The organism is Tsukamurella pseudospumae, from assembly GCF_001575205.1.
GTDB lineage: Bacteria > Actinomycetota > Actinomycetes > Mycobacteriales > Mycobacteriaceae > Tsukamurella > Tsukamurella pseudospumae.
Window position 1 is genome coordinate 355948 of sequence record NZ_LSRE01000001.1, and the last position, 19364, is coordinate 375311.

Here is a 19364-nt window from a genome sequence, read left to right on the forward strand (position 1 = left end):
ATATGAAGATTGCCGAAGTGACCGTTCAGAACTATCGATCGATCGAGAGGCTGACTCGATTCAAGGTTGACGATCTAACCACCCTCGTGGGCCCAAACAACGAAGGGAAGTCAAACCTCCTTCGCGCACTTGCGCTCGGCATGACATTGATTGAGCGTTGGGGAAATCTACCTGACAGACTCACGAAACAGAAAGAAATCGTCGGCATAGATGCGGTGTCACTATTTAGAAGCCGGAGCGGAAGAAATCGCGAAGATGGCATCGCATTCAAATGGTCTGACGACTACCCCAGAGCAAAACAGGAGCGCAACCGGATACCCCCCACGGTGCTGCGACTTACCTTCAGCCTCACGGAGAACGAGCGAACAGAGTTTGCGAAAATCACCGGAATATCCAACAACGGTCAACTGCCGGTGGAGTTGACCCTGCGCAAGCGTTCAGCATCGCTAGGCATCAAGAAGCAGGGCCCCGGAGCCGCCACACATCAAGCAAAAGCCCAAGAGATCGCGAAATTCATCTCGACCCGAATTAGCATCGTGTCAATCCCCGCGATCCGAACCGTCGATCACGCTCGTCAACTGATCAACGACCTCGTCCGACTACAAATGTTTGAACTTGCGCAGTCGAAGCAGTATCAAACCTTGATCAGCCAGCTGAACGCTCTGCGAGCGCAGGCGGTGAACGGGGTTTCCGAAGATCTCCTGACCGCGATTCAACGCTATCTTCCCCGCGTCAATCATATCGAAATACTTCCACGAGATTATGCCAGCTCGGAAGCAATCGAGGACGTTCTAATCGAAGACGGCTCCCTCACGTCGGTCACCAGCAAGGGAGACGGTGTCAAAAGCCTCGTCACTTTGGCGTTGATCCAGGAATTCGCCGCGCGACGCGAATCGGGCCACAGCTTCATTCTGGCAGTAGATGAGCCCGAGGCTCATCTGCATTCGAGCGCGGTGCACCAACTTCAAGAACTCTTTGTTCAACTTTCAGCAACTCAGCAGGTGATTGTTGCTTCTCACAACCCAATATTTGTGAATCGAGATCGTCCAGCGTCAAACATTCTTGTTCGCGACAACGAGGCACGCTCCGCGACATCCGTTCCCAACATCCGCGACGCCCTCGGCGTACAACTACAAGATAACCTATCATCTGCAGAAGTGGTCGTTCTAACAGAGGGACATACGGACGCGAAGGTCCTCCCTGAATTGCTCCGCGAGGTTGATCCAACATGCTCGAGTGATATCGATTCGAATCGCGTTGTCTTCAAAGGCATTACTGGCGCCGGAAAGGCGCGCCGTTCAATCGCTCTCGAAAAGTCTACCGCTTGCCGCATCATAGTTGTCCTGGACGACGATGATGCCGGCCGAGAAGAAGCGGCGAGAATTATCGAAGATCACACACTTGCAGCGGAATGCGTTTTCCTGCTCCATCTTCCAGATCGTCGGAATTCCGAGATGGAGAATCTTCTCTCGCTCCATTCATATGAACCCATACTGAACGAAACATTCGGGCGGAAATTCCATATCGCCAACTTCCTCAACGACCGCAAGAAATGGTCCGAGATACTGATTCGAACTTCAAAAACTCTGGGAATTGCATATTCAGATCACGAAATTGAGGTCAAAGCAAAAACTGCGATCGCCGATGGGATCAGAAATTCGTCTCACCCACTGCTGACCTCGGACTCCCACATCCTTATGACATCGTTGCGCGATGTCATATGGAATGCTCACGGAAACTGACTAAACTATGTCAAGTAGCGGTACGCCGGCGACCCGGGCTCGAGCCGCTCGCAGTGCAGCCGTGACTCGTTCATCCGCTCCAGTAGCGCCCCGAGATCGCCGGCGCGCCCCAACTCCACGCCCACGAGAGCCTCGCCGGTATCGCGGTTGTTGCGCTTGACGTACTCGAACAGCGTGATGTCGTCGTCGGGACCGAGCACCTCGTCGAGGAACCGACGCAGCGCACCGGGCTCCTGCGGGAAGGCCACGAGGAAGTAGTGCTTGAGGCCCTTGTGCACCAGCGAGCGCTCGATGACCTCGTTGTAGCGCGACACGTCGTTGTTGCCGCCGGACAGCAGGCACACCACGGTCGCGCCGGGCTCGAACCGCAACTGCGCCAACGCCGCCACCGACAGCGCGCCCGCGGGCTCGGCGATGACACCCTCGTTCTGGTAAAGGTCCAGCATCGCCGTGCAGATGGCGCCCTCGTCCACCTCGATGATGCCGAGCTCCCCCGCCGCGACATCGCGGATCTCGTGCGCGGGCCAGACGGCGCCGCCCTCGGCGACGGCGACGTCGTAGCCGATCCGGCCGATCTTCTTGACGGCGGCACCGTCGACGAACGGATCGATCGAGGCCAGCTCGACCGGACCGCCCGCCTCGATCGCCCGGGCCAACGACGGTGCGCCGGCGGGCTCCGCGCCCACGATGGTCACCGTCGGCGACTGCGAGCGGAGGTAGCGGGTGACACCGGCGAAGCAGCCTGCGCCGCCGACGGGCATCACGGTCACGTCGGGGACGACGCCGCCGAGCTGCTCGACGAGCTCGACCCCGATGGTGCCCTGACCCGCCGTGGTGCGGGGATCGTCGAAGGCGTGCACCCAGGTGGCACCCGTGGCCGCGACGTCCTCCAACGCAGCCCCTGCAGCGGCGTCGTAGGTCTCGCCGGTGGCGATCAGCTCCACGTAGCGTCCGCCGTGCGCGCGGATCCGGTCCCGCTTCTGCTTCGGCGTGGTCGTGGGCACGTAGATCCGGCCGTGCACCTCCATGGCCCGGCACGCGAACGCCACGCCCTGGGCATGATTGCCGGCCGATGCCGCCACCACGCCCGCAGCCTTCTCGGCGTCGGTCAGCTGAGCCATGAGGTTGTACGCGCCGCGGATCTTGTAGGAGCGGACCACCTGCAGGTCCTCGCGCTTGAGGTAGACCTTCGCTCCGGTCAGCGCGGACAGCCGCTCACACGGCTGCAGCGGACTCATCGAGACCACCCCCGCGAGCCGCGCGCGGGCATCGATGATCGAGTGCACCGTCAGGTCGGCGGCGGCACTGGACATCGATGACGTAGACATGCGGGCCATTTTCCCACTCGCCCCGCGACGCTCCGCACCCCGCCCTGGTCAGCCCCACGGGTTCGACGCGCGCGCCCCGTCCGAGGCCCGTCCGCGCCGCCGTACGGCACGCACGGCCTGATCCGCGCCGAACACGAGCGCGAGCCAGCCCGTCAGCCCGGTCGTGCCGCCCACCAGCAGGAAGAACAGCCCGGCCAGCCACAGGCCGGTGGTGTCCTGCGACGCCCACCACGCCCACGGCACCGCGAATCCGATCACCGCGACCACGGGAATCACCACGAGCAGCCAGAGCCGCCGGAGGACGAGGAACACGACCGTCGACGCCAGCACGATCGCCGCACCGCACGCGATCACCTGCCAGGGCCTGTACGGACCCTGCGCCACACCGTCGACCTCGTAGTACTCGTGGTCCCACCCGAGAAACGCGCCCCACATCGCCCCGCAGAAGACCGCAAGGACGATCAGCCACACCATCACGCGCATGCATTCGATGTTAGCCATCACGGACCAAACCAGCCCGGGTTCCGGCGCGGGGCCGGGGCGCCCGACGCGATCGCGTGCCATCATGGCCAGGTGCTGGAGGGTTACCGAATGCGGATCGCGATCCTCGTCGCGCTGGCCGGCGTAGTGGCCGCTGCCGCCACCCTGGACTTCCATCGCGACGTGCCATGGACCGTCGTGTTGTTCGTGCCGGTGGCGGTCGTCGTCGGCGTGCGATGCGTACCCGCGCGGCGGCTCGGCCTCGCGCCCCGGGTTGCCGCCGAGGTGGTGTCCGCAGTCGCGGTCGGCCTGTTGTTCAGCATCCAACCGAACGCCGCCGTCGGCGTGCTGCTCTACGTCTCCGCCGTGTACGCGGGCGGCGAGTTCCCGATCCGCGCCTCGCTCCCACTCGCCCTGCTGACCGGCGGCAGCGTCACGACCACCGCGCTCCTCACCGGGCCCGCGGATTTCAACGCCCTCTGGATCGGCGGGTCCGTCATGGTCACCGTCTGGGCGGGCATCGCGGGCCGGACACGGCGGGAACGAACGCGCGCGCTGGAACAACTCGTGGAGCAGACCCGCCTCACCGCGGAGTCGGAGGCGCGCAGCGGCGCGCTCGCCGAGCGCGCCCGCATCGCGCGCGACCTGCACGACGTCCTCGCGCACACCCTCTCGGGCGCTGGTATGCAGCTCGAACTCGCCGACGCGCTGCTCGAGGCCGGCCGTCCCGACGATGCCCGCGCCGCCGTCCAGCGCGCCCGTGACGCCATCGCCGACGGCGTCACCGAGGCCCGCGGCGCCGTCCACGCGCTGCGCGAGGACACCGTCGACCTGCCGACCACCCTCGCCGCGCTCGCGGACGGCCCGGAGGAGAGCGTCGAGACCGAGCCGGTCGAGCTGACCGATCCCCAGGTCCGCGCGGTACTGCGCGTCGCGCAGGAGGCGTTCACCAACGCCCGACGGTACGCGCCCGGCGCTCCCGTCAGGGCCCGCCTGGTCCGGATACCCGACGGTGCCGAGCTCACCGTCGTCAACGGTCCGGGCCGTCCCGCCGACGGCGTGCGCGGCTCGGGCATGGGCCTGATCGGGATGCGCGAGCGCGCGGCGGAGATCGGTGGCACGCTGCAAGCGGGTCCGAACGACGACGGCGGGTGGACGGTACGCCTGAGCGTCCCGCCGCCCACCGTTCCGACGAAGGAGCTCTGAGTGAACGACATTCGCGTGGTCGTGGCCGACGACCAGGCCGCCGTCCGCGAGGCGCTGGCCGCGATGCTCGACCTCACGGCGGGCATCGAGGTCGTGGGGGCCGCAGCCGACGGCGTCGAGGCCGTCTCGCTCGTCCGCGAGCACCGCCCGGATGTGCTCCTCACCGACCTCCGGATGCCGAACCTCGACGGTGCCGGGGCCACCGAGCGCGTGCTCGCCGACGCTCCTGACACCGCCGTCGTCCTGCTCACCACCTACGACGACGAGGAGTCCATCCTCCTCGGCCTCCAGGCGGGAGCCCGCGGATATCTGACGAAGAACGCGGGGCGCGCCGAGATCGCAGCGGCGATCACGGCCGCCGCGGCCGGGCAGTCGGTGCTCGACCCGCAGGTGCAGCAGCGGCTCGTCGCCTCCGCGACGGGCGGCGCGAGCGCACGTCCGGCACCGTCGGGCCGCGCGGCGGCGCCCGCCCCGGATCTGACGCCCCGCGAGCGGGAGGTGCTGCGCCTCATCGCCGACGGTCTGACGAACCGGGACATCGCGGGCCGGCTGTTCGTGAGCGAGTCGACGGTGAAGACGCACATCAACAACCTGTTCGCCAAGGCCCACCTCCGCGACCGCGCGCACGCCGTGCGGTACGCCTTCGAGACCGGGGTCGCGGCATCCGGTCAGGCCGATTGAAACCCTTCTCCACTGCACGCCACCGGCTTACGGTCGGACATCATGGCGACAACGATCATCTCCCCGACACGCGCCGTGTCGACCACAGCGCAGTCGGGCGCGACATCCGTTCCGGTGCGGCTCGTCCCGCGCCGACGGCCCGGACGATGGGCGGCCGCGGCCGTCGTCGCGGTGCTCGGCGCGATGCTGGTCAACACGCTGCTCACCAACCAGCGCTTCGAATGGCCCATCGTGGCCCACTACTTCACCCAGGCGGCGGTCCTGAAAGGGCTGTGGCTCACCCTGTGGTTGACCGCGGTCACGTTCGCGGCGGGTTTCGTCCTGGGCATCGGGCTGGCGGCGATGCGGCTGTGGGGAGGACCACTGCTGCGGGCGGTGTCCTTCGGCTTCGTCTGGCTCGTGCGGTCGGTACCGCCACTCGTGCTCCTCCTGTTCTGGTTCCAGCTCGCTTCCCTGTATCCACGCCTGTCGCTGGGGATCCCGTTCGGCCCTGAGTTCGTCACCGTCGACACCACGCACCTGATCAGTGGGATCGTGGCCGCGATCATCGCGCTCACGCTGGACGTGGCCGCGTTCGCCGCGGAGATCGTGCGCGGCGGCCTGGTCTCGGTGCCGCCGGGGCAGACCGAGGCCGCCCGGTCGCTGGGGCTCGGCCCGCGCCGCATCTTCCGGCGGATCGTGCTGCCCCAGGCGATGCCCGCGATCATCCCGGGCTCCGGCAATCTGCTGATCGGCCTGCTCAAGTCGACCTCGTTGGTCAGCGTGATCGCGGTGACCGACGTGCTCTACTCGGTGCAGCTGGTCTACAACCAGAACTTCAAGGTGATGCCGCTGCTGCTGGTCGCGACCACCTGGTACGTCGTGATCACCTCGGTCCTCGCAGTGGGCCAGTACTTCGTGGAGCGGCGGTTCAGCCGGGGTCGACGGGACGCCCGCCCCTTCCGCGAGATCCTCCGCGACGCCGCACGCCTGCGGCCGCGACTCCCCCGCACCACTGCGCCCCCGACGGTGCCGGTATCGGCGGACTCGGCAGGTGAGCGCCGATGAGCGCCATCGAGATCCGCGGCCTGCGCAAATCCTTCGGCGGCCGCGAGGTACTGCGCGACGTGGACCTCGACGTCGCCCCCGGCGAGGTGGTCGTCATCCTCGGCCCCTCCGGCTCCGGAAAGTCGACACTGCTCCGCTGCATCAACCACCTCGAGCGACCCGACAACGGCTACGTCCGCGTCGGCGGCGACCTCATCGGGTACGGCGAGGGCGGCGCTCGCCGCGGCGAGACGGTCCTGCGTGAACTCCACCCGCGGGACGTCGCGCGCCAGCGCCGCCACATCGGCATGGTCTTCCAGCAGTTCAACCTGTTTCCGCACTTCACTGTCCTGGAGAACCTCACCGAGGGACAGCACGCCGACGGCGTTCCGGCCGACGAGGCCGCCCGCCGCGGCCGGGAGCTGCTGGCGCGCGTCGGCCTGGCGGGGAGGGAGGACTCGTATCCGTCGCAGCTCTCCGGCGGGCAGCAGCAGCGCGTGGCGATCGCGCGCACCCTGGCGATGCGTCCCGACGTGGTGCTCTTCGATGAGCCCACCTCCGCGCTCGATCCGGAGCTCGTCGGCGAGGTCCTCGCGGTGATCCGGGATCTCGCCGAGTCGGGCATGACGCTGGTCGTCGTCACCCACGAGATCGGCTTCGCCCGAGACGTCGCGGACACCGTCATCTTCATGGACGACGGCCGGATCGTCGAGACCGGCCGGCCCGCGACGATCTTCTCCGACGCCGAACACCCTCGCACCCGCGAATTCCTCGCGGCGGTCCGCTGATCCACCACCTCCAACCATCCGATCCCCCTGCACCAGGAGACATCCATGCGCAGCCGCGCCCTGTTCGCCACCGTCGCCGTCACCGCCGCCACCGTGCTCGCGGCGTGCGGCGGACCGTCGGACCCGTCCACCGGGAGTTCCGCGTACCCCGTGCCCACCCAGGATCTCGTGTCGGGCATCGCCGTCGATCCCGCCGCGCGGGCCCTGCTTCCCGAGGGAACGACGGAACTCACGCTGGGCCTCACCCGACAGCCCGGCATCAACAACCTCCCCCACGCCGGCGAGGTACCCGAGGGCACCCCCGTGGGCCTCGACGTGGACCTGCGAGAGGCTGTGGCGAAAGCCCTGGGCGTCACGTGGAAGCAGGAGATCGGCACGTTCTCCACGATCATTCCGGGAGTGCAGAACGGCCGGTACCAGGTGGGGCAGGGCAACTTCGGCGTCACCAAACCGCGCCTCGAGGTCGTGGACTTCGCGACCTACCTGAACGACGGGCAGGCCTTCGTGGGGGCGTCGAAATCCGGTCTCACGAGCGTGAAGACGCTCGAGGACCTGTGCGGCAAGAAGATCGTGACGGGGTCGGGCACCACCTTCCAGCAGATCCTGGAGAAGGGCACCGGGCAGTGCACGTCGAAGGGGAAGCCCGCGTACACCGTGCAGTACCTCGACGACCAGGGCGCGATCGTGCTCAACCTGCAGAACAACCGCGTCGACGCCTATTTCGGACCAACGCTCTCGCTCCGGTACCTCGTCGACAAGGTGCCCGGCACGACCTTCCTCGGCGAGTACTCCACCACCGTCGTCGGATTCGTGACGGCGAAGGGCTCGCCGATCGCCCCGGCGATCTCCCACGCGATCAACACGCTCATCGCCCGCGGCGAGTACCAGAAGCTGTTCGAGAAATGGAAGGTGCCGACCTCGGCACTGCCGAAGTCCGAGGTCAACCCGACCGCGGGGTTCTGATGGGGATCGAGTCCCTCGCCTTCCTCACGCCCGGCAACTACGCCGACGACGACCCCGCAGCCGGCCTCGACGACACCTTGCGCCTCATCGCCTTCGGCGAGGAGCTCGGCTACCGCGGCGCCTGGGTGCGCCAGCGTCACCTGGAGCACGGGATCTCCTCCGCGGCGGTGTTCCTCGGCGCCGCCTCCCAGCGCACCACGACGATCGAGCTCGGCACCGCGGTGATCCCCATCGGCTACGAGAACCCCTTCCGGCTCGCGGAGGATCTGTCGCTCGCGGACGCCCTGTCGCGCGGACGCGTCCAGGCCGGGTTCTCGACGGGGATGCCGCATGCGGACCTGCTCACGGACCTCGTCTTCGACCACCGCCCGACCGAGTCCGGGCACGCGCGGGTGGCGCGCACCGTCGAGCATCTGCGCGGCGCGTACCTCGGCGACGAGGGCACCCGGATCGAGTCGCCCGGCAACGTACAGCGGCCGCGGCTGCAGCCGCACTCCCCCGGTCTGGCGGACCGGTCCTGGTACGGCGGAACCTCGCTCGGCTCGTCGCGGTGGACCGGCGAGACCGGATTGCACCTGCTGACCGGCAACATCGTCTCGGCGGCGGGCGTCGACTCCGACGACTTCGGGACCGTGCAGGCCCGGCTCATCGACGCGTTCCGGCGGTCCGGAGGCGACCGCAAGCGGGTCGCCGTCGGGCGGGTGATCGTGCCGACGGACAGCGCCGACCGCTCCACCGCGGACCGGTACCGCGCGTACGCGCGCTCACGGTACGAACGCACCCGAACCGCCCACGGGGACAGGCGGACCCTGTTCGCCGAGGACCTCGTCGGGCCCGTCGCGGAGATCGCCGAGCGACTCGCCGCAGACCCCGCCTTCGCGCCGGAGACCGGACCGGTCACCGAATTCCGCCTCGAGCTGCCCTACGAGTTCGACGTGCGGGACTACGAGCAGATCCTCACCGATGCACTCGGACTACTCCCGGCGCTCGCCTCCGCCGCCTAGGTATGCGTCTCCCGCAGAGTGCGGACGAGGTTCTTCTGGATCTTGCCGGTGGCGGTCTTCGGGAGGGCGTCGACGAAGACGATCTCCTTGGGCGCCTTGAAGCCCGCCAGGTTGTCCTTGGCGTACGCGAGGAGCGCGTCGACGTCGCGCTCGCCCGACGGTGCCGCGACCACGAACGCCGTGACGGCCTCGCCCCAGTGCTCGTGCGGGGTACCGACGACCGCGACCTCGGCGACGGTGTCGTGGCCGAGCAGGACTCGTTCGACCTCGACGGAGGAGACGTTCTCGCCGCCGGACTTGATGATGTCCTTGGCGCGGTCGGTGAAGAAGACGACGCCCTCGTCGTCGAGGTAGCCGATGTCGCCGCCGTGGAACCAGCCGTGCGCGAAGGACTCCGCGTTCGCGGCGGCGTTGTTCCAGTAGCCCTCCATGAGCTGCGGTGAGCGGTAGACGATCTCGCCGACCTCACCGGGCGGGAGGAGGGCACCGTCGGCGCCCATGATCGCGACGTCGGTGGACACCGTGGCGGGACCCCAGGAGTCGTCCTTGACGCCCTGATGGCCGGCCCACTGCAGCTCCGAGGCGGGCGTGGTCTCGGTCTGCCCGGATCCGAGAACGATGGCGGCGGAGGCGAACCGCGCCCGCAGCGCGGCGAGCAGCTCGGCCGGCATCGGCGCCATCGCGTACATCCCGGCGACCAGCGACGCGGTGTTCTCGTCGTCCAGCTCGGGCTGGGCGAGCAGCGCCGCCCACATCATGGGCAGCAGCGTGATGTGCGTGACCCGATGGTCGACGAAGGCCCGCGCCAGCTTCTCGGGATCGAATCCCCGCAGCAGCACGGCGGTTCCGCCGGTGATGAGAGTGGGCATGAGGAGCGCGTCGAGCGCGGTGACGTGGAAGAGCGGCAGCGCGATCGGCTGGACCACGGGCTGCACGTCCGGCCGCAGACCCAGGCCGAGCGCGGAGGACAGCGCCGAGATGTGCACCGCCACATGGCTGGTGACCACACCCTTCGGGCGGGCCGTGGTGCCGGAGGTGTACAGGCAGTGGAGCACGTCCCGGTCCTCGACGATCGTCTCGACCACGGAGCCGTCGGGATCGAGGACCTCCGGGAAGGCGGTCGACGGTACGCCGCCCACCTCGGCCGGGATCTCCCCCGCGCCGTTCGACACCACGTACACCGCCTCCACCACGTTCTCCGCGGCGCCGAGGGCGGCGGTCAGCGCGGGGACGAAGACGTCCTCGGTGATGACGGCGCGGACACCGCTGTCCCCGAGCTGGTAGGCGACATCGCCGGGCGCGAGCAGCAGGTTCAGCGGCATCGCCACCACCCCGAGCTTCGCGCACGCGAACAGCGACACGGCGAACTCCCAGCGGTTCTGCATCTGCAGGGCGATCGCGTCGCCCCGCCCGTAGCCGCGCGCCTGCAGGCCGCGGGCGAGCGCGTTGGACCGGCTCTCCAGCTCCCGGTAGCTGACCACGTGCTCGCCGTCGACGATCGCGATCCGATCGCCGAAGGTCCGGGCGCCCCGGGTGGGCAGGTCGCCCACGCAGACGCGGTGGGTGAGGTTCACCGCCAGCGGGTCGATACCGGACATATCGGGGCGCATCGCTCGACTCATGGCGGCACCGTAGCCCGTCCACGGCGGACGCGCGCGACGAACGGGTGAAGAGGCGCTAACCGACGCGGCGGGCGGCCCCGCCGACTTCCCGAACCGGAAGCCCGAGGTGCTCACGGAGCGTCGTGGCGCCGTACTCGGATCGGAACGCCCCGCGCTCCTGCAGCAGCGGAACCACCTGGGCGATGAAGTCGTCGAGACCGGTCGGAGTGAGGTGCGGCACGAGGATGAAGCCGTCGGCGGCGTCGGCCTGGACGTAGGTGTCGATCTCGTCCGCGACCTGCTGCGCGGTCCCCACGAATTGCGGCCGTGTGTTGAGCTCGATCACCAACTCCCGGATGGACAGCCCGCCCGCCTCGGCGCGCGCACGGTACGTGGCCACGATCTCGCGCGGGTCCGCATGCAGGACACGCCCCTTCACCGCCTGGGCCTCGAAGACCGGCTCGACGTCGGGCAGCGGTCCGTCGGGATCGAAGGACTGGAGTTCGCGCCCCCAGACCTGCTCGAGGAAGTTGAGCGCGGTCTGCGGGCCGACCTGGCTGCGGCGGATCTCGCGGGCCTTCTCCGCCGCCTCGTCGGCGGTGGCCCCGATGACCGCGGCCGCGCCGGGGAAGACCTTGAGGTGGTCCGGGTTGCGGCCGCGATCCGCGGCGCGCCGCTTGACGTCGGCGTAGAAGGTCCGGCCGCTCTCGAACGAGCCGTGCCGCGTGAAGATCGCGTCGGCCTGGGCCGCAGCGAAGTCGCGTCCCTCCCCGGAATCGCCGGCCTGCAACAGGACCGGGTGTCCCTGCGGCGACGGCGGGAGCGGCGCGCTGCCCCGGACATCGAACTGCGTTCCGTGATGCACGATCTGATCGCCGCCCCAGCCGTCCCAGAACTTCCGGGCGACGGTGACGAATTCGTCGGCGCGCCGATACCGGTCGGCGTGCGCCAGGTAGCCGCCCCGCCGGAAGTTCTCACCGGTGAAGGCGTCGGAACTGGTGACCATGTTCCAGGCCGCCCGGCCGTCGCTGAGATGGTCGAGCGTCGCGAACTGCCGTGCCACGTCGAAGGGCTCGTTGAAGGTCGTGTTGATCGTGCCCGCGAGCCCGATGCGCTCGGTGACGGCCGCCAGCGCAGCGAGCACGGTGAACGTGTCGGGGCGGCCGACGACATCGAGGTCGTGAATGCGCCCCAGATGCTCGCGCAGGCGCAGCCCCTCCGCGAGGAAGAAGAAGTCGAACTTCCCGCGCTCCGCGGCGCGGGCGAGATGGACGAACGAGTCGAACTCCACCTGGCTCCGCGCGGCGGGATCCGACCAGACGGTGTTGTGGTTCACGCCCGGGAAATGCGCGGCGAGGTGGATCTGCTTGCGGTGCGCGCCTTCGCGCACCGGAACGCCCTCGTATCCGGTGGTCACAGGAGTCCCCATTCCTTCGCCAGGAGTTCGTGGCTGCGCAGGCGCGCGGCGTGGTCGTGGGTGACCGAGGTGATGACGATCTCGTCGGCCCCGGTGCGTTCGGCCAGGGTGCGCAGGCCGTCGGCCACGCGCCCCGGCTCGCCCACGAACTGCGTCTCGGTACGGTCGGCGACCGCCGCCCGCTCGGCATCGGTGAGGGCTGCGCTGTCCCGCGGGTAGGCGATCGCGCCGGCGCCGTACCGGATCGAATGCACCCACGCGGGGAAGCCCGCGGCGAGTTCCCGGGCCTGCGCGTCGGTGTCGCCGACCACGACATCGGCGCTGACGACGAGGCGGGGCGCCGCCAGCCGATCGGACGGACGGAACGCCTCGCGGTAGGCGCGGACCGCGTCGAGAGTCGTTGCGGGGCTGACGTGGTAGTTCGCGACGAAGGGCAGCCCACGGCCGCCGGCGACCTGTGCGCTCTCCCCGCCGCTGCTGCCGAAGAGCCAGACCGGCGCGTCGTGGGCGGCCTCGGCGACGGGCGACCGCAACGGACGCCCGTCGGCGGTGAAGGTGCCGCCGATCAGCGCCAGGACGTCGTCGACCTGCTCCGCGAAGCCGGGCGGCTGCGCGTGCGGGTGGTAGAGGGTCTCGTAACCCGCGACGATCGCCGGATTCGGCCCCGGCGCACCGGGCGGCGGCGTGCGGAGCCGCTGCCCCGTGCGGCCCAGTCCGATGTCTACGCGGCCCGGATGCAACGCCGCGAGCACACCGAAGGCGTCGGCGACCGTGGGCGCGGTGGTGAAGCCCACGAGCACCGCCGCCGACCCGACACGGATCCGGTTCGTAGCGGCGAGGATCTCGCCGATCAGCACGGCCGGGGCGGCGCTGGCGACGTGTGCGAAGTGGTGCTCGGCGACCCAGTAGCGGCCGTACCCCCAGTCCTCGGCACGGCGCGCGAGCTCGAGGGTGTTGCGGAGCGCCGCCGCGGGATTCGATCCGTCGGCGATCGGCGCAAGGTCGAGAACGTTCAGCGAGGTCATCAGGCACCCTTCACGGCGACGAAACGGTTGACGGCCGGCGCGAGGCCGAGGATGTCGCGCAGTGTGCCCGCCCGCGGGGAGCCCGGCAGGAGTGGCGCGAAGGCGGATCGCAGGCGGGGAAGGTCGACGGCGTTGACGCCGGGGCGCAGGCGGGCACCGTCGAAGCCGAGCGCCTGCCATCCGGAGACCGTACGGGCGAGAGACTCCCCCGTGCCGGCGAACACCACGGTGTCGTCGTCCGCCGGCTCGCGGCGGTCCAACTTCTCGATGCGGCGCAGCGCCGTCCGTTCGGAATCGGCGAGGTGGACGGTGACGTCGACGAGGATGCGCGCCACGCCCGCGGCGCGGAGCCGGGAGGCCGTCGCCGCCAGGGCCTCCTCGGCCGCGGCGGGCACGATCGCCACGTCCGCACGGGCGGCGACCGTCTCCGTCTCGGCGCCGGTGACGCGGACGATCACCGGCGGGCTCCCCTGCGGCGGCCGCGGCGTGATCGACGGGCCCTTGACGGAGAAGTTCTCGCCCTGGAAATCGATGTAGTGCAGGCGGTCCCGGTCGATGAAGCGGCCGGTGGCACGGTCCTTGACGATCGCGTCGTGCTCCCAGCTGTCCCACAGGTCGCGCAGAACCTCGATGTACTCGCGCGCCTCCTCGGCGAGGGACGCCGGTGCCTGCGGGTTCTTGCGGCCGAAGAGCGCCGCGTCGGCGGCGGCGCCCGTGGTGGCGGGGAGCACGCCCGCGCGGCCACCGCTCACGTAGTCGAGCGTCGCGACCGCCTTGGAGGCGTGGAAGGGTTCGGTGTGCGTGGCGGTCACGGTCGGCACCAGCCCGATCCGTGGCACCGACGGCGCCAGGCGCGCCGCCAGCAGCGTCGCGTCGAACCGCCCGGTCAGCCGGTCACGGGCGGTGAGCGTGAACGAGTCCTCGAAGGTCACGAGGTCGGCGGCGGCCACCTCCGCGGAGCGGGCCAGCCCAACCCAGTGCTCCGCGGAGGTGGCCTCCAGTGGGTCCGCGCCGACCTCCGCGAACGCTGCGGGATGCCAGCCGAACGGCTCCAGGGCGATCCCGAGGACAGGGCGAGAGGTAGGCGCGGTCACGGATTCGACGGTAGGCCGCGGGGATTCGTCTGTGACCCCTTGCGCTCAGCGTGGATCGAAGGGAATCGAACCGCGCTCGGCCCCGCCCGGGCCGCCTGCCCTACCTGCAGGCGGTCCCGTCGTTCATGCGCCGGCAGATCCGACGGGGCCTCCTCGCCCTCCGGGAGCGGATCCGGAGGAAGCCCGGAAGCTGCCCCCTCTGCCGCCGTGACCCCGCTCAGCTCCGGGCGCGTTCGCGCCAGACGGGGCTGTCGACGAAATGATTGTCGTACTCCTCCTTGGCGGCGACGAGCTCCGACGGAGCAGCGGCACCCGACGCGATGTCGCGCAGCAGCCGGAAGTAGCCGAACCGCTCCACGCCGGGTGTGAGCACGATCAATGCGCTCGTGGCCACGGCCGGACCGGCCGCGAAGGCGTGCACCGTGTTCGGTGGGATCACCGCAAGGGAGCCGACCCCGACGACTGTGATGTCCTCGTCGATGAGCATCTCCAGCGCACCCTCGAGCACGTAGAAGATCTCCGTCGATCGAGTGTGGAAGTGCGGCGAGGCGCCGTCGACGCCGGCCGGGAGCCGCACTCGCTGCACGCTCGCCGCCCCGTCGGTGGCGGAAGCATCGGCGAACAGGTCGATCTGCGGGCCGCCCCCTTCGCCGACAATCTCCGTGTTCCGAATGATCATGACGCCTCCAAGTAGTTCGATGACTAACTACTAAGATGATTAACCATCTAACGATGTCCGTCAAGGCGTAGTCTCGGCGCGTGCACGACGTCGACGCCGCGATGGCCCAATGGCATGCCGAATACCCCGGTCTGGACACCCTGCCCATGAGCATCATCGGCAGGCTCGCCCATCTCGAGGCGGCCGCCCGTGCCGCGATCGAGGCTCCCCTCGAAGCTGAGGGGCTGCGCAGGGGCGAGTTCGACGTGCTTGCGACACTCCGCCGATCGGGCACGCCCTTCGCTCTGAACCCCGCGACCCTGGCGGATCAACTCCTCATCACCCGAGCGGGACTGACCGCCCGAGTCGACCGGCTCGAAGCGGCCGGATTCGTCACCCGCACCCCCGACCCCAGCGACGGACGAGGGAAGAGCGTGACGCTCACAGCCGAGGGCCGACACCTCATCGAACGCCTGCTACCCGGCCACATCCAGCGCGAACGGGATCTTCTGTCCCCCCTGAGCCGCGAACAGCAGCAGGCATTCGACACCCTCCTTCGCGATCTCACGACCTGAAGCCCGGGCCTCCCGGAACGGACGCCGCCCCGAGGCCCCCTCGGACGTGTCGTCGCCCCGACACCGGATCAACGGCCGTTCATCGTGTCCTCGATCCGCTGGACCACCGCGTGCGGCAGGTCCGACGCGAGGATGTCGCGCCACAGCCACACCGCGTCCGGACCGAAGGAGTGACCGAACCCGTTCGGCACATCGGCGGAGAACACCATGTCCATCGTGACCTGCCAGAAGGTCACGACCGGCAGCCAGCGCATCAGCGGATCGACGTCCGGCCCGAGCGGCTCCCGCAACCAGTCCGGCCGTTGGTACGCCAGCTCCCTGTTCCACCACGTGATCGGGTCGCCGGCGTGCTGCCAGTACACGACCCGCGGGAACGACCACGCCGTCGCCGGTTGGTGCACGTCCTGGATCCGCGACGCGAACCGGATGTTGCGACCACCGTCGACCACCGGCAACCGCTCCGGCGAACCCTGGTCCCGGGCTTCAGTGAGCCCGCGCCACGGCTGCGCGAAGTTGGGAGTGCCGACCAGGAGCGCACCGTCGACCTGTGCCAGCATGTCCGGCGCGTCGCGGAAGGCGCCCTGACCGCCGTAGCTCCCGAGACTCTCGCCGAAGACCACGAGCTTCGGCCGGGCGTCCGCGGGCAACCGCGACCAGCGCTCGCGCACCGCGGTGAACAGCGCCTTCCCCGCGTCGAGCGGCGGCTGCCGGTCCGCGACGAAGGACAGGGCGCTCGGCAGGAACGAGTACTGCATCGCCGCGATCGCGGTGTCTCCGCCGTTGATGTACTCGAACGACGACGCCACGTTCGGATTGATCCAGCCCCGCCCGGTCGTCGTGACGACGGCGAGCACCTTGCGCTCGAAGGCGTGCGTGCGCTCCAGTTCGGCGACCACCCGCTTCGCGACCCCGTCCACGGAATCGGCCGACACCCGCCCCGCGTACACCCGGATCGGCGTCTTGGCCGGCGCGCCCAGGACCTGCGCGATCCGCTCGGCCGACGGTCCGCCCGCGACGAACGTGCGCCCCTCACGCCCGAGGGAATCCCATGCCTCCGCCGACGCCGGCGATCCACTCCGTTCGGGGACGCTCGGCTGCTCCACGCCCGGCGCGGTGCTCTTGTCCGTGAGTTCTGCGGTGGCCGCCGCCGTACCGATGATCCCGCGGTCGACGACCCCCGAGACGGCCAGCACGAGCACGACCGCCACCACGACGACGGTCGCGGCACCGGCGACGAGCGGCGGCAGTACCCGAAGGAGGCCCCGGCGCACCCATCGCGCCAGTACCAGGATCCCCCTGCCGATCTGCACCACGAACAGCGCGACGACCAGGGACAGCAGGACGACGACCGAATAGAGCGGAGCCGGCTCCCTCGGCACCCCCATGAGGTCACGTACCACCTGCTGCCAGTGGTGGCCCAGCACGGTGAACACCGGGATCACGAGCACCGCGGCCACCGCGAGCGCCCACCATCCGGTGCGGCGCAACCGGTCCGAGTACGCCGGACGGAAGCCGCCCACGCGCACGAGTGCGGCAAGACCGGCCCCGATCCCGTAGCCGACCGCGACGGACAGGCCGGTCGCCGCGGACTGCAGGAACCACGGGCGCGGCAGCAGCGACGGGGTCATCGACCCCGCGAAGAACGCGAGCGCGACGACCAGCCCCGTCGCGGAGAATCGACCGACCCACCGTCGGACCGCCGCCACCGCCCGATTGCGAGTGGCCGCATCGACACGATCGACGTCCATCATCATCACTCACCCCACGGCTCGAGCGCAGACGCCGGAACACCCGGAGTCGGAAAGGCGAACGGTAGCACGTCGGCGGGTCGCCACAGAATGGCGGACAATGAATTCCGAGCCCGGAGTTCCCTCATTTCCGGCGACGCCATCGGGCCGCTCCCGAGTTTTCTCGATTCATCGGCACGGTAACGCCCTGAATGGTCGATAATCGACCGATGGACGAACCACGGACGACCGCCGATGTCAGCTCCGCCGTCGGCCGGGCGGCACGCAAGCGAGTACCGCGGAGCACCATCGGAGACTGGAACCCGACATCGCGGGGTCACGACGCGCTCGAAACCATCCTCGCGCAGAACGACATCCGCGACGAACGACTCCTCCCCCTCCGGCACGGGCGCATGGCCGCCACGCCGTGGACCTACTACCGCGGCGCCGCGGCGGTGATGGCGGCGGACCTCGCGTCGGCGCCGCACACCGACCTCACCGTGCAACTGTGCGGAGACGCGCACGTGCTGAACTTCGGATTGTGGCGCAGCCCCGAACGGAATCTTCTCTTCGATCTCCGAGATTTCGACGAAACACTACCCGGTCCTTTCGAATGGGATCTCAAACGATTCCTCGCGAGCCTCGTCATTCTTGCCGAAACGAATGGGCTGCCGCCCGCAACCACGGCCGACGCCGTGCGGAGCGGGTTCCGCGGCTACCGCGACTGGATCGCACGCTACTCGACCTGGCCCGAGCTCGACATCTGGTACGACAGCGTCGACATGACGCAACTGATGAACTACGTGGCTCCGGACGACGAGCAGCGTCTCGAACGGTACATCGAGAAGCGCGCCGCCAAGCGCTCCCAGCGCGGCGCTCTCCGGAAGTTCACCCAGGTGGTCGACGGCGACCGCCAGCTCACGGAGGCACCGCCCTACCGCACCCACGCGCTGAGCCACTACGCCGAGCAACTCGACACCGTCTTCCGGCAGTACCGCGACAGCGTCGCGGACCACGTCGCGCACCTCTGGTCGCGCTACGACCTGGTGGACGCCGTGCAACAGGTCGTCGGCGTCGGCAGCGTGGGCATGCGCGTCTTCCTCACCCTGAGCGAGGAACGGCGAACGGGCGACGCGCTGCTCCTGCAGGTCAAGCAGGCCGGTCCGTCCGTGTACGAGCAGTTCCTCGGCCCCAGCCGCTACTCGGCACACGGGGAGCGGGTCGTCCAGGGACAGCGACTCATCCAGGCCGCCACCGACATGTTCGTGGGCTGGACCTCCATCGACGGCATGGACTACTACGTCCGGCAGTTCCGCGACGGCAAGGTCATCCCCGACGGGGACCTCGTCGCGCCGCGCCTGCCGTCGTTCGCCGAGGCCTGCGGGCACGTCCTGGCCCGCGCCCACGCCCGCAGCGGCGACGCGACGAAGATCGACGGCTACCTCGGCGGAGCCGCGCGGGTCGAGGACGGCTTCGTCGACTTCGCCTTCGCGTACGCCGAGCAGAACCGCCGCGACCACGCGCAACTGGTGGCCGCGGTCGATGCCGGATCCGTGCCCGCGGCGCCCGGATGGCCCTGATCCGCAACGGATCTCACCCGAGACCGATACCGAGAGCGAGCGGGAGCCCGACCACGCACCACGCGGCGCCGATCATCGCCGGACCGTGCGGCACCGTCCGACCACGAGCGACCAGCGCCCACACCACGGTGATCGCCTGCGCGGCGAGGACCGCGACGAGAACCGCCGGTACCCCGCCCGCTCCCCCGACGACGGCACCGAGCGTGGGCGCCAGTTTCACATCGCCCGCGCCCATGCCGCGGGCGAGGAAGGCCGCGCCGTTCACCACGGTCCAGAGCGCCGCACCGAGGAGCGCGGAGGGCGCACCGTCGAACGCCTGCCAGAGGGCGACGGCGAGTGCCGCCGCCGCGGCGGGCAGGGTCAGGACGTTCGGCAGGCGTCGCTCGCGCACGTCGAACCGGCACAGCGCGACGCACCACGCGACGAACGGCGCCAGGGCGAATCCCCCGAAGAGCCCCCACTCCACACC

At 69.4% G+C, this 19364-nt stretch carries 18 protein-coding genes; 9 read left to right on the top strand and 9 right to left on the bottom strand.

Annotated elements, in window-relative coordinates:
- Window positions 1–2: 2 nt before the first annotated feature.
- A complete protein-coding gene (locus AXK61_RS24220; protein ID WP_082789168.1) occupies window positions 3–1742 on the top strand; it encodes an ATP-dependent nuclease in 1740 nt (579 codons plus the stop codon).
- Between the two features lie 5 nt (window positions 1743–1747).
- Here AXK61_RS24220 and ilvA read toward each other — a convergent pair whose 3' ends face one another.
- Together ilvA and AXK61_RS01665 are read right to left on the bottom strand one after the other, a co-directional pair.
- Window positions 1748–3070, bottom strand: a complete 1323-nt coding sequence (ilvA, locus tag AXK61_RS01660; RefSeq protein ID WP_068743546.1) for a threonine ammonia-lyase IlvA — start codon at window positions 3068–3070, stop codon at window positions 1748–1750.
- 48 nt (window positions 3071–3118) lie between these two features.
- Complete coding sequence (locus AXK61_RS01665) at window positions 3119–3553, bottom strand: hypothetical protein (RefSeq protein ID WP_082789169.1); 435 nt, start codon at window positions 3551–3553, stop codon at window positions 3119–3121.
- A gap of 108 nt (window positions 3554–3661) precedes the next feature.
- On the opposite strand from AXK61_RS01665, the gene AXK61_RS01670 reads away from it, so the two are divergent.
- From AXK61_RS01670 to AXK61_RS01695, 6 genes are read left to right on the top strand one after another with little or no spacing between them, the layout of a single operon-like run.
- The gene (locus tag AXK61_RS01670; protein WP_068743448.1) at window positions 3662–4756 is read left to right on the top strand and encodes a sensor histidine kinase; all 1095 of its coding nucleotides are present in this window, start codon (window positions 3662–3664) and stop codon (window positions 4754–4756) included.
- Window positions 4757–5437: a response regulator transcription factor gene (locus AXK61_RS01675; protein ID WP_068569408.1), complete on the top strand. Its 681-nt coding sequence runs from the start codon at window positions 4757–4759 to the stop codon at window positions 5435–5437.
- Window positions 5438–5479: 42 nt separating this feature from the next.
- On the top strand, window positions 5480–6484 hold the full coding sequence (locus AXK61_RS01680; protein WP_068569407.1) for an amino acid ABC transporter permease: 1005 nt from the start codon (window positions 5480–5482) through the stop codon (window positions 6482–6484).
- Entirely contained in the window at window positions 6481–7251 is a 771-nt protein-coding gene (locus AXK61_RS01685) for an amino acid ABC transporter ATP-binding protein (RefSeq protein ID WP_068569406.1), read from the top strand. The genes AXK61_RS01680 and AXK61_RS01685 overlap by 4 nt, the downstream gene beginning before the upstream one ends.
- Window positions 7252–7296: 45 nt before the next feature.
- The gene (locus AXK61_RS01690; protein ID WP_068569405.1) at window positions 7297–8214 is read left to right on the top strand and encodes an ABC transporter substrate-binding protein; all 918 of its coding nucleotides are present in this window, start codon (window positions 7297–7299) and stop codon (window positions 8212–8214) included.
- Window positions 8214–9218, top strand: coding sequence for an LLM class flavin-dependent oxidoreductase (locus tag AXK61_RS01695; protein WP_068743450.1), 1005 nt, complete (start codon window positions 8214–8216; stop codon window positions 9216–9218). Before AXK61_RS01690 ends, AXK61_RS01695 begins: the two co-directional genes overlap by 1 nt.
- Here AXK61_RS01695 and AXK61_RS01700 read toward each other — a convergent pair.
- The 5 genes from AXK61_RS01700 to AXK61_RS01720 all read right to left on the bottom strand — a co-directional run bounded on the left by AXK61_RS01700 (window position 9215) and on the right by AXK61_RS01720 (window position 15034).
- Window positions 9215–10840, bottom strand: a complete 1626-nt coding sequence (locus AXK61_RS01700; RefSeq protein ID WP_068569403.1) for a class I adenylate-forming enzyme family protein — start codon at window positions 10838–10840, stop codon at window positions 9215–9217. The genes AXK61_RS01695 and AXK61_RS01700 overlap by 4 nt on opposite strands.
- A gap of 55 nt (window positions 10841–10895) precedes the next feature.
- Complete coding sequence (locus AXK61_RS01705; protein WP_231855387.1) at window positions 10896–12236, bottom strand: NtaA/DmoA family FMN-dependent monooxygenase; 1341 nt, start codon at window positions 12234–12236, stop codon at window positions 10896–10898.
- On the bottom strand, window positions 12233–13261 hold the full coding sequence (locus tag AXK61_RS01710) for an MsnO8 family LLM class oxidoreductase (RefSeq protein ID WP_068743455.1): 1029 nt from the start codon (window positions 13259–13261) through the stop codon (window positions 12233–12235). Before AXK61_RS01710 ends, AXK61_RS01705 begins: the two co-directional genes overlap by 4 nt.
- Window positions 13261–14355: an LLM class flavin-dependent oxidoreductase gene (locus tag AXK61_RS01715; RefSeq protein WP_068743458.1), complete on the bottom strand. Its 1095-nt coding sequence runs from the start codon at window positions 14353–14355 to the stop codon at window positions 13261–13263. Before AXK61_RS01715 ends, AXK61_RS01710 begins: the two co-directional genes overlap by 1 nt.
- 217 nt (window positions 14356–14572) lie before the next feature.
- Window positions 14573–15034 (bottom strand): cupin domain-containing protein, encoded by a 462-nt coding sequence (locus tag AXK61_RS01720; protein ID WP_068569399.1) that lies wholly within the window; start codon window positions 15032–15034, stop codon window positions 14573–14575.
- A gap of 80 nt (window positions 15035–15114) precedes the next feature.
- Here AXK61_RS01720 and AXK61_RS01725 point away from each other — a divergent pair, with 80 nt between their 5' ends.
- Complete coding sequence (locus tag AXK61_RS01725; RefSeq protein WP_139057711.1) at window positions 15115–15588, top strand: MarR family winged helix-turn-helix transcriptional regulator; 474 nt, start codon at window positions 15115–15117, stop codon at window positions 15586–15588.
- Window positions 15589–15656: 68 nt separating this feature from the next.
- On the opposite strand, the gene AXK61_RS01730 is transcribed toward AXK61_RS01725, so the two are convergent.
- Entirely contained in the window at window positions 15657–17336 is a 1680-nt protein-coding gene (locus AXK61_RS01730; RefSeq protein WP_175399913.1) for an alpha/beta hydrolase, read from the bottom strand.
- 209 nt (window positions 17337–17545) lie between these two features.
- Between AXK61_RS01730 and AXK61_RS01735 the strand changes: the two genes are divergently transcribed.
- On the top strand, window positions 17546–18895 hold the full coding sequence (locus AXK61_RS01735; protein WP_231855389.1) for a DUF2252 domain-containing protein: 1350 nt from the start codon (window positions 17546–17548) through the stop codon (window positions 18893–18895).
- A gap of 13 nt (window positions 18896–18908) precedes the next feature.
- On the opposite strand, the gene AXK61_RS01740 is transcribed toward AXK61_RS01735, so the two are convergent.
- Window positions 18909–19361 (bottom strand): prepilin peptidase, encoded by a 453-nt coding sequence (locus tag AXK61_RS01740; RefSeq protein WP_068743460.1) that lies wholly within the window; start codon window positions 19359–19361, stop codon window positions 18909–18911.
- Between the last annotated feature and the right edge of the window lie 3 nt (window positions 19362–19364).